This window comes from Hyalangium sp. (assembly GCF_035629615.1).
GTDB lineage: Bacteria > Myxococcota > Myxococcia > Myxococcales > Myxococcaceae > Hyalangium.
Window position 1 is genome coordinate 1 of the sequence record NZ_DASPHO010000043.1, and the last position, 7726, is coordinate 7726.

Consider the following 7726-nt stretch of genomic DNA (forward strand, 5'->3'; position numbering starts at 1 on the left):
GCTGTTGCGGTGGTGGCGGAGGCGGTGGGGCGGGCTCTTCGGGAGCCGCGGGCGCGAGGGTGCTCAGCGTGTCGATGCGTTGAGCCCGGTCCCACACCACCTCGGTTCCGCGGCGGAAGTACCAGACGCGGTGCCAGGGAATCTCTCCGTCGGGGACGAAGGCCTCGAAGGGCATCTCCTCCATCTGCTCGGAGTGGGCGTCATAGCCGATGACGAAGTCACGCGCGTCGAGCCGGGGATCCCAGCGGATGCGGTGGTAGACCTCGCGGCTCGTCTTGAAGCGTTCCTGAGACATGGCTGCGACCCTCACCAAGGGGGGACTCGGAGAGCCCTAAGACTCCGGGGCCGGTCTACACCGAGCGTACGCGGGAAGGGTTCCCGCGCGCCGCACCTTGACGCCACCCTCGTAAAGAGGCTGACACGTCACGGGGTCTCGGCGGGCTTGCGGGTGGAGGCTTTGGGCCGCAAGACTCTGCTCACTCGGGCTGCGGCTTCGAGCGATGGATGTGGCGCTGGCCCGAAGTGATGCAGAGTGAGGAGCATGAAGACGGACACTGTGTTTTCTCGCGTGCTTCTTCCCTTGATCCTTACGCTGTCTGCCGCCTGCACTACCTCTCAGGCGGCCATGGCCGAAGGTGCCGCGCCACGAGTGGTGAAGGAGGAGGCGCTGCCGGGAGGGTGGGTGAGGCTGTCGTTCGAGCCGATAGCGCCTGACCCGGCCCTGGAGGTGATGGAGCTGGAGGAAGCGCAGGCGGTACTCACAGTGCTCCACGCGGCCCTGCTGGCGGAGAGGCCTGAGATCCGGGTTCTTCCTCCCGCGCGATTCCAGCTGTTGGGCGAGGGTGAGGAGTGGGGAGAGCGGCGGCTCCGAGAGAGGTTCCAGGCGCGCTTCGGAGGGATGCTGCTGTCCTTGCCAGAAGACTTGGAGCAGAGCCGTCTGTACCAGGCGTTGAAGCTGTCACCGCGCTACATGGGAGCGGGGGTGCGTGAGGCGGCACGGGAGTTGTTCGGCTCACCGGTGTTCCTGGCAAGCGTGAGCATGTCGATCGCGGTGTACTTCGGCGCATGGTTGGCACCCGAGCCGCTTTTCTCCAAGGCGTTCGCGGTGACCTTGACAGCGGCGCTGGCGCTGACAGTGGGGATGGTGGAGGTGGCGAACCTGGCGCTGGCGTGCGTGAGGCTCTACTGGGAGTCCGAAGCAGCGAAGACGGAGAGGGAGTTGGAGGCGGCGTCGGAGCATTTCGGCAGAGCAGTGGGAGGCACGGGGCTGCGAGTGCTGGTGATGGTGGCGAGCATGGGTCTGGCCAAGGCGACGCCAGCCGTCCCTGGGGGAGGTCTGGGAGCGCTGCTCGGAGGCCCTCGGTACGCGGTGGAGGGGGGATTGGCCGTGGAGGCAGCGGCCACCGCGACGGTGGTGGCGAACCGTAGCCTTATTCTCAGCGGGGTGGCGACGGGGGAGGTGGCTGCCCGCCTCTGCGGCGGTCTCGCCCTGTGCTCGACAATAGAGGGCAAGCCCAGCGGCTCGGGTACCGGGGCGAAGCTCTCTACCCGCTACGGTTCTCCCCACACCCGGCAGAACCCACCGCATAACGAGGCTATCGAGAAGGAGCTGGCTGCCCGGGAGGCGGCAGGGCATACCCAGCTGCGAAAGAACAAGGCTCAGTTGGACGCTCAGGACAAGCGCGTCTTGGAGAGGGGCACCACTGGCGGGCCACGTTTTCGGAAGCCCGACGTATCATCCCTCCGGCCTGATGGGGTGCGGCACAACACCAACTATGTCTCCAACGTGCGTGACCTGAGGCGTGAGCTGGATGCCTTCGAGGCGATGAAGCGGTTGGATCCCGAAGCCATTCACGAGCTGTATCTCCTCGACGGGACTTTACTCAGACGGCACGTGCCCGCTGGCGTGAGTCTTCCGTAAGAGACGCTGAGGAAGCGAGATGGCCAACAAGGTGGATGTGGCGCAGATCCGGGGTCAGCTGGTGGATGCCGTCAAGCAGGGAGACGAGCCTCGGGCACGCGTGCTCGTGCCACAACTTGGCCCGGGGCCTCGCCATGTGCGGGTCGTCCTTGAGGCCATGCTGGAGGACCCTGATGCACTCGTGAGGCAAGCGGCTGCGTTCGGTCTGGGCGAGCTCAGTGGAGCTACCAGCGTCCGGTGTTTGGAACAGCAGTTGGCCATCGAGGAAGCACGAGGGGACTACGACGGGGAAGCCGTCGTGGAGGAGATTGTCCGCGCGCTGAGTCGTATCGAAGACGCAGGAGCGCGGGCGAGCCTGGTGCGCAAACTGGATCGGCTCGCAGCTGGCCGGCCAGAGCGCTCGGACGTCAATGAGGTCGCACATGCACTCTGGAAGAAGCGGCATCCAGAGCTGCTGCCTGTGGTTCGGAGAAGCTTCGAGCAACTCTCCCTGCCTGAGCCCAACACATTGCACGGCCTGTTGGTTCTCCTAGAGAAATCCCCAGTAGAACTCGGAGCATGGGCGTTGGATTCGGCGGTGCCTGTGAGGCACAAGACCGGAGTGCTGATGCTGCTCGAAGAGCAACTGCCCGACTCTTTGATCTCCGCGTTCCCCAAGTTCATCTCGGCGGCCAGCGCGTTGATCCGTCCGGCGTTGAATCAACGTGGAGAGGCTGCATACTTCTGCGAAGTGCTCTTGAACGCGCTGCTCATGCACCGAGAGCGCCTCCTTATCGCGCTGCCTGAAGCGGTTCGCGCCGAACTGCGTCACGTGGCTCGCAGTCTGGTTGCTTCTAAGGCCATGGGCTGCGCTCTGCGGGCTGCAAGTGTGCTTGAGTTCGTAGGCCGCCCGGAGGATGCAACAGAGCTGGAAACTCATCGCCCTGCCGACCCGACCTTCGCGAAGGTCTTTGATGATGTCGTGCGGGCGCTGCGCAGTCTTCACTGAGGGCGCCAGGCGCGGACCCCTCACTCGCGGGGCGTGAAGACGACGAGCGAGGTGGGCGCTACCAACAGGTCATCCGGGTTCTGCACCGCCGGTGGCAGTCGGCTCGGTCGCGGGAGGATGTCCGCACTCCAGCGGTCAGGCACCAGACCGCAGAGCTTCTTGATGTCCCCCAGCTTCGTGGACCCTCGGGTGATGACCCCCAGGATCTCCGATCTCCCCTCCGGATCTCGGATGTCTACCCAGATCTTCGTCACGTTTGAGGACAGGAGCTCGGCCACCGGAATCCTCCCTGCGAGCACCGGCGACCAGACCGCCGGGTGCATCACGTGGAGCTCGAGCGTGTCGATCCGCGTGTCCGGGTTGCTCGCGAAGAACTCGCGCACCCCCGTCAGCGTCTGGACGAACGGGTGGAACGGGTGCCACAGCCGGTAACGCCCCGAGGCCACAGGTCCCAGGTGCACCCGGCGGAAGCCCGCCCTGCTCGCCGCTCGCAAGGCCGCGCCCACCGATTCAGAGATGATGCCCAGGTCCCGGTGGTCCGCGGTCCTCCCTGTCGTGTTCCGCAGCCTCGCGGCAATGCCGAAGAGGGGCTCGTCGCCAAACCGGAAGACGAGGGAGGGGGCCTTGTCGAGCGCCTTCCAGCCCCGGCCGCGTGCTCCCACCTTCAGCCCCATCTCCGCGAGCAGCGTCCGGGCCTGGCCCCCCTCCAGGGGACGATTGCTCACCGTCCGTCCGACGCTGACGATGGCGCACTCGCTTCCATCCCGGGCGGGGACAGGCAGCGGCGCATAGCGCAGCCGGACCTTCCGCGCGGAGCCGAAAGGAGGCCGTGAGCCGTTGGACAGTGAGAAGCCCAGCTCGTCGTGCATCCATGCCACGGGAGTGGCCGGCGCACCCGCGTGGGGCGGGTCACCACTCCCCGAGAGACAGTTGGCCAATCGATCCAGCAGCTCCGGCAGCACTCCGTAGTCGTCGTAGAACACTGGGGTGATGCCCAGCCGCGTTCGCAGGAACTGGGAGTCCAGGGTCTTCTTCGCCATGCGCGGGAACAGCGCGAAGTGAGGATGCGGACTGGGTCCGTAGTGGTGGGAGATCTCTCCGAAGAGGTTGACGAAGTAGTCCTCCAGGATGCCGGACCCCAGGAAGAGCAGGGAGCGCCGGTGGAACACCTCGGCGAACGCCCTGCGGAAGTGGATCTGCGAGTTGATGACGTTCTGGTACTGCTGGTGGCCGGCCACCACCTGGCCCTCCAGCACGAGGCGCCGCCGCCGATCGGAGACCAGCTTGTCTTGCAGGGCCGCCTGCCCTCCCAGGAAACCCTGGAGCGCCCAGAGAATGGGCCGGGAGGGCCTGTCCAACGAGCGCACCACCTTGTGGCAGTCCTCAACGTCTCGACCCAGCACCTCGGGAGCCTCGGCCGCCGCCGTCTCCCCTCCGGACGACTGCCGCCACCGGCTCACGGGGTACAGATCGTCGTAGTTGGTGCTCAGTACCAGCGGCCAGTGGCGCCGCGCGAGCGTCCGTGTCTGTTCCGGGATGTCACAGCTCCCTGGCGCCTTGCCGGAGGGAATGAGCGCCCGCCGATAGGCGTTCGCTCGCGCCGTGGCCGAGAGGGTGCCCAGCCCCCGGACGGCTCTGTCCGCGAGGCGGTACAGCTCCGCGGAGTCCAGCGTCTTCCGCTGGCCATTCTTGAGGTTGGCGGAGACGGCTATCCCGGCCTCGTCTGCCAGGCGGAGGATGAAGGCCTTCCACCCCGTGCAGGTAGGCACGCTCATCCCCGAGCCGATGAAGGGAACGAGCACGCCGCGCCGGTATGCGCTGGCCAGGTAAGGCAGGATGTCATCGAAGCGAAAGTCCATGGGCCCTCTGCCCGCTCGCGTGCGGATTGGCCGTCGAGTCTGATGAGGGGCTCGGCGGCGTTCAAGAGCAGGGAAGCTCCATGCCGCCTTCCCCTGGGGCAGCCCCTGGGGCACGCTGGTTCTCCAGGAGGAGACACCGTGATGCAGCGGCTTCAGCGAGGAGAAGTTCTGGTGCTCGGCATGCTGCTCGCGGCGCCGGTGCTGGCCCAGGAAGCAAAGGACGTGTGTGGAGGCCGGGCCGGCTGCGAAGTCCAGGGCACCACCCGCGCCCTCAAGGGCCACGAGGTCGTCGAGCTGTCGCTCGGCAAGCGCGACCCGCAGGAGGGCCTCGAGTGCGAGCAGCGCGAGTGGTGGCTCCGCCGCCCCGACACGTCCGTGGTGAAGCTCCTCGATGCCTGCAATGACGGCTATGGCGCCGCGGGCCTGGGCGAAGAAGACGTCACCGTGGGCGAGAACCTCTTCCGCCACGAGCGCAGCGGCGGCTCCAGCTGGCGGTGGTCCTCCAAGGTCGAGCTGCAGCTCGTCCCCCTGAAGATGCTCTCCGAGCTCAACACCAGCTTCCACACCGCATCCCCCGAGTCCACCGAGACGCGCTTCAACTACGGCACCTTCGAAGGCCGCGTGGTCCGTGAGGTGCTGGACTGCAAGGTGTCTCCCGACGAGGCCGACGGCGACAGCGCCACCCGCACCCTCGAGGCAAGCGTGGTGCCGCAGGTGGAGCTCCCCGCCGACTTTCTCAAGGACGGCTGGAAGCGCACCGGGCTGGGGCAGTGCTCGGCCAACGGGGGCGCCGTGCTGCTCGGCAAGCCGCAAGGAAAGGACGATGCCAGGATCCGCGCGGTGCTCGGCCAGGGGAACGTGCTCTTCCTCGAGGTGGTGGATGACAAGTGGACGGGCCCGAGCGAGAAGTGGCTCGCGGATGATCACGTGGAGCTGTGGCTCTTCCCCGAGTCTCCCGAGGCCGCCGACGCGTGTGGCCGCAACGGCAAGGATCCCGGGCTCGTGCAGTGGGGCATTCGCATCGCTGACGGGAAGGTGTTCCCCGCCTACGGAGACCCGAAGCCCCCGCTCCCCGTCGAGGTGGTGCGAGAGGGCAACCGGGCCCGCCTCCAGGTGAAGCTCCCCGCCGGCCTCGATGGCCTCACCGCCGTCTACAGCGACAGCGACGAGGGCAAGAAGCAGGAGCTCATGGTGGCCACCAGCCCCGTCCAGTTCGGCCGTGCCGCCACGCTCTCGTCCGTGCGCATCCTCGCGCCCACCGTGGCCACCTGCCAGGTGAAGGGCAGCGAGCTCGTCCCCGCCCCCGTGGAGCTGCGCCCCGCGCCCGGAGAGGCCGTCATCTCCCTGTAGTGGGTGAGGCAGCGAAGCGGTCGCCCCCAGTGCCTCGTCCCTGGAGTGAGTCCGGGCACGGCCGCCGCCAGCCGCCGCGCCGCCAACGGCTGTCCTGGAAGGCGTCAGCGGCGCTCCGCAAGGACTGGGTGCTTGCCCCACATCCGGGGCCAGGACAGCTCAATCGCTACACCTCAGGTGCAGATTTTCCAGCCCGCTGCGCTTTTTCCAGGTGTGTCAAGGTAATAAGAGGGCTACCTATTTTTTCCTGGATCCCAAGAAATCAGGATGTCTCAAGATTCTCGGAGCTGTGTTCGGCAGCGCATCGGGGCAGGCCCGAGTGAAGAGGAGACGGGACATGCATCAGCGAAGAGGCATCCGTGGAGTGAAGAGCCAGGCCCGCGAGAGTCTGATCGCGGCACTTCTGGCGCTGGCAGTAGGCGGAGGATGTAGCCTGACGAGCTCGGGGGACGAGGCGCGCGCCCGAAGCGCAGGGAGCCTCGAGGACACCTGCGAGGTGGTGCCGCCCTTCACGCCGAACTTCGAGCCGGAGCTGCAGTGGGCGTGGACGGGCAGCCCCATCCTCCCCGAGTTCAACCAGGTGATGATGACGCCCGCCGTCGCGGACGTGAACCAGGACGGCATCCCGGACATCATCTTCAGCTCCTTCCACGACATCCCCAATGATGACTTCGACTGGCGCGAGGGAGTGCTGCGCGCCATCAGCGGCGACGACGGGCACGACCTGTGGGCCGTCACGGATCCGGCCTACCGCATCAAGGGCGCCGCCAGCATCGCCGTGGGCGACATCGACAACGACGGCCTGGTGGAGATCTGCGGCATCCCGATGGATGGCCGCGGCATCATCTGCTACGAGAACGACGGCGCCTTCAAGTTCCGCACGGCGCCGGACGCCTTCGACTACAACGAGTGGGGCGGCCCCTCGCTGGCGGACCTCGACGGTGACGGCACCGTGGAGATCCTCGACGGCAACCGAGTCTACAGCAACACGGGCGCGCTGAAGTGGGTGGGCTCGGATGGCATGGGCGGCGCGCAGTACACCGGCCCGGTGTCCTTCGGGGCCGACATTGATGGCGATGGCAGCCAGGAGCTCGTCAACGGCCGCTCCGTCTACAACGCCAATGGCAGCCTGAAGTGCGCCAACACCGAGATCCCCCACGGCCTGTCGGCGGTGGGCAACTTCGACGCCGATCCGCAGGGCGAGATCGCGGTGTCGGGCCACGGCAAGGTGAGCCTGCTGGACGACAACTGCTCGCTGCTGTGGAGCGTGAACATCCCCGGCGGCTGCGTGAATGGCTGCGGCGGCGGGCCGACCCTGGCGGACGTGGACAATGATGGTCTGCCGGAGATCGCCGTGGCGGGCGAGAACGCCTTCACCGTCTTCGAGACGGACGGCAGCGTGAAGTGGACGCACACCATCCAGGAGTGGAGCTCCGGCAAGTCCAGCGGCAGCGCCTTCGACTTCGAGGATGACGGCCAGATCGAGCTGGTCCACGCGGACGAGGTGTCGCTGCGCATCTTCAACGGCGCCACGGGCGCGGTGCGCTGGCAGACGCGGCACAGCACGGGCACCACGCACGACAACCCGGTCATCGCGGACGTGGACGG

The 7726-nt window shown here is 67.0% G+C and carries 6 protein-coding genes; 4 read left to right on the forward strand and 2 right to left on the reverse strand.

Annotated features, from left to right (window positions below; genetic code table 11):
* A partial coding sequence (locus VD972_RS01935; protein WP_324979858.1) for a DUF504 domain-containing protein occupies positions 1-295 on the reverse strand: 295 nt, incomplete at its 3' end.
* Positions 296-625: 330 nt separating this feature from the next.
* Here VD972_RS01935 and VD972_RS01940 point away from each other — a divergent pair.
* Positions 626-1921 carry a hypothetical protein gene (locus tag VD972_RS01940; protein WP_324979862.1) on the forward strand — a complete coding sequence of 432 codons (1296 nt, stop codon included), beginning with the start codon at positions 626-628 and terminating at the stop codon, positions 1919-1921.
* Between the two features lie 19 nt (positions 1922-1940).
* Positions 1941-2909, forward strand: coding sequence for a HEAT repeat domain-containing protein (locus VD972_RS01945; RefSeq protein WP_324979864.1), 969 nt, complete (start codon positions 1941-1943; stop codon positions 2907-2909).
* Positions 2910-2929: 20 nt separating this feature from the next.
* Here the strand turns inward: VD972_RS01945 and VD972_RS01950 are convergent, their stop codons facing one another.
* The gene (locus VD972_RS01950; RefSeq protein ID WP_324979867.1) at positions 2930-4768 is read right to left on the reverse strand and encodes an SIR2 family protein; all 1839 of its coding nucleotides are present in this window, start codon (positions 4766-4768) and stop codon (positions 2930-2932) included.
* 141 nt (positions 4769-4909) lie between these two features.
* Here VD972_RS01950 and VD972_RS01955 point away from each other — a divergent pair, with 141 nt between their 5' ends.
* Both VD972_RS01955 and VD972_RS01960 read left to right on the forward strand, forming a co-directional pair.
* Positions 4910-6118, forward strand: a complete 1209-nt coding sequence (locus VD972_RS01955; protein WP_324979872.1) for a hypothetical protein — start codon at positions 4910-4912, stop codon at positions 6116-6118.
* A 337-nt stretch (positions 6119-6455) separates the two neighbouring features.
* Positions 6456-7726: VCBS repeat-containing protein (locus tag VD972_RS01960; RefSeq protein WP_324979875.1), on the forward strand; the 1271-nt coding region annotated here is incomplete at its 3' end.

What these genes read in the sequence shown, in the direction of transcription:
- VD972_RS01940 (WP_324979862.1), top strand. Translation starts at nt 626, where the DNA reads ATGGCCGAAGGTGCCGCGCCACGAGTGGTGAAGGAGGAGGCGCTGCCG.
- VD972_RS01945 (WP_324979864.1), top strand. Translation starts at nt 1,941, where the DNA reads ATGGCCAACAAGGTGGATGTGGCGCAGATCCGGGGTCAGCTGGTGGAT.
- VD972_RS01950 (WP_324979867.1), bottom strand. Translation starts at nt 4,768, where the DNA reads ATGGACTTTCGCTTCGATGACATCCTGCCTTACCTGGCCAGCGCATAC.
- VD972_RS01955 (WP_324979872.1), top strand. Translation starts at nt 4,910, where the DNA reads ATGCAGCGGCTTCAGCGAGGAGAAGTTCTGGTGCTCGGCATGCTGCTC.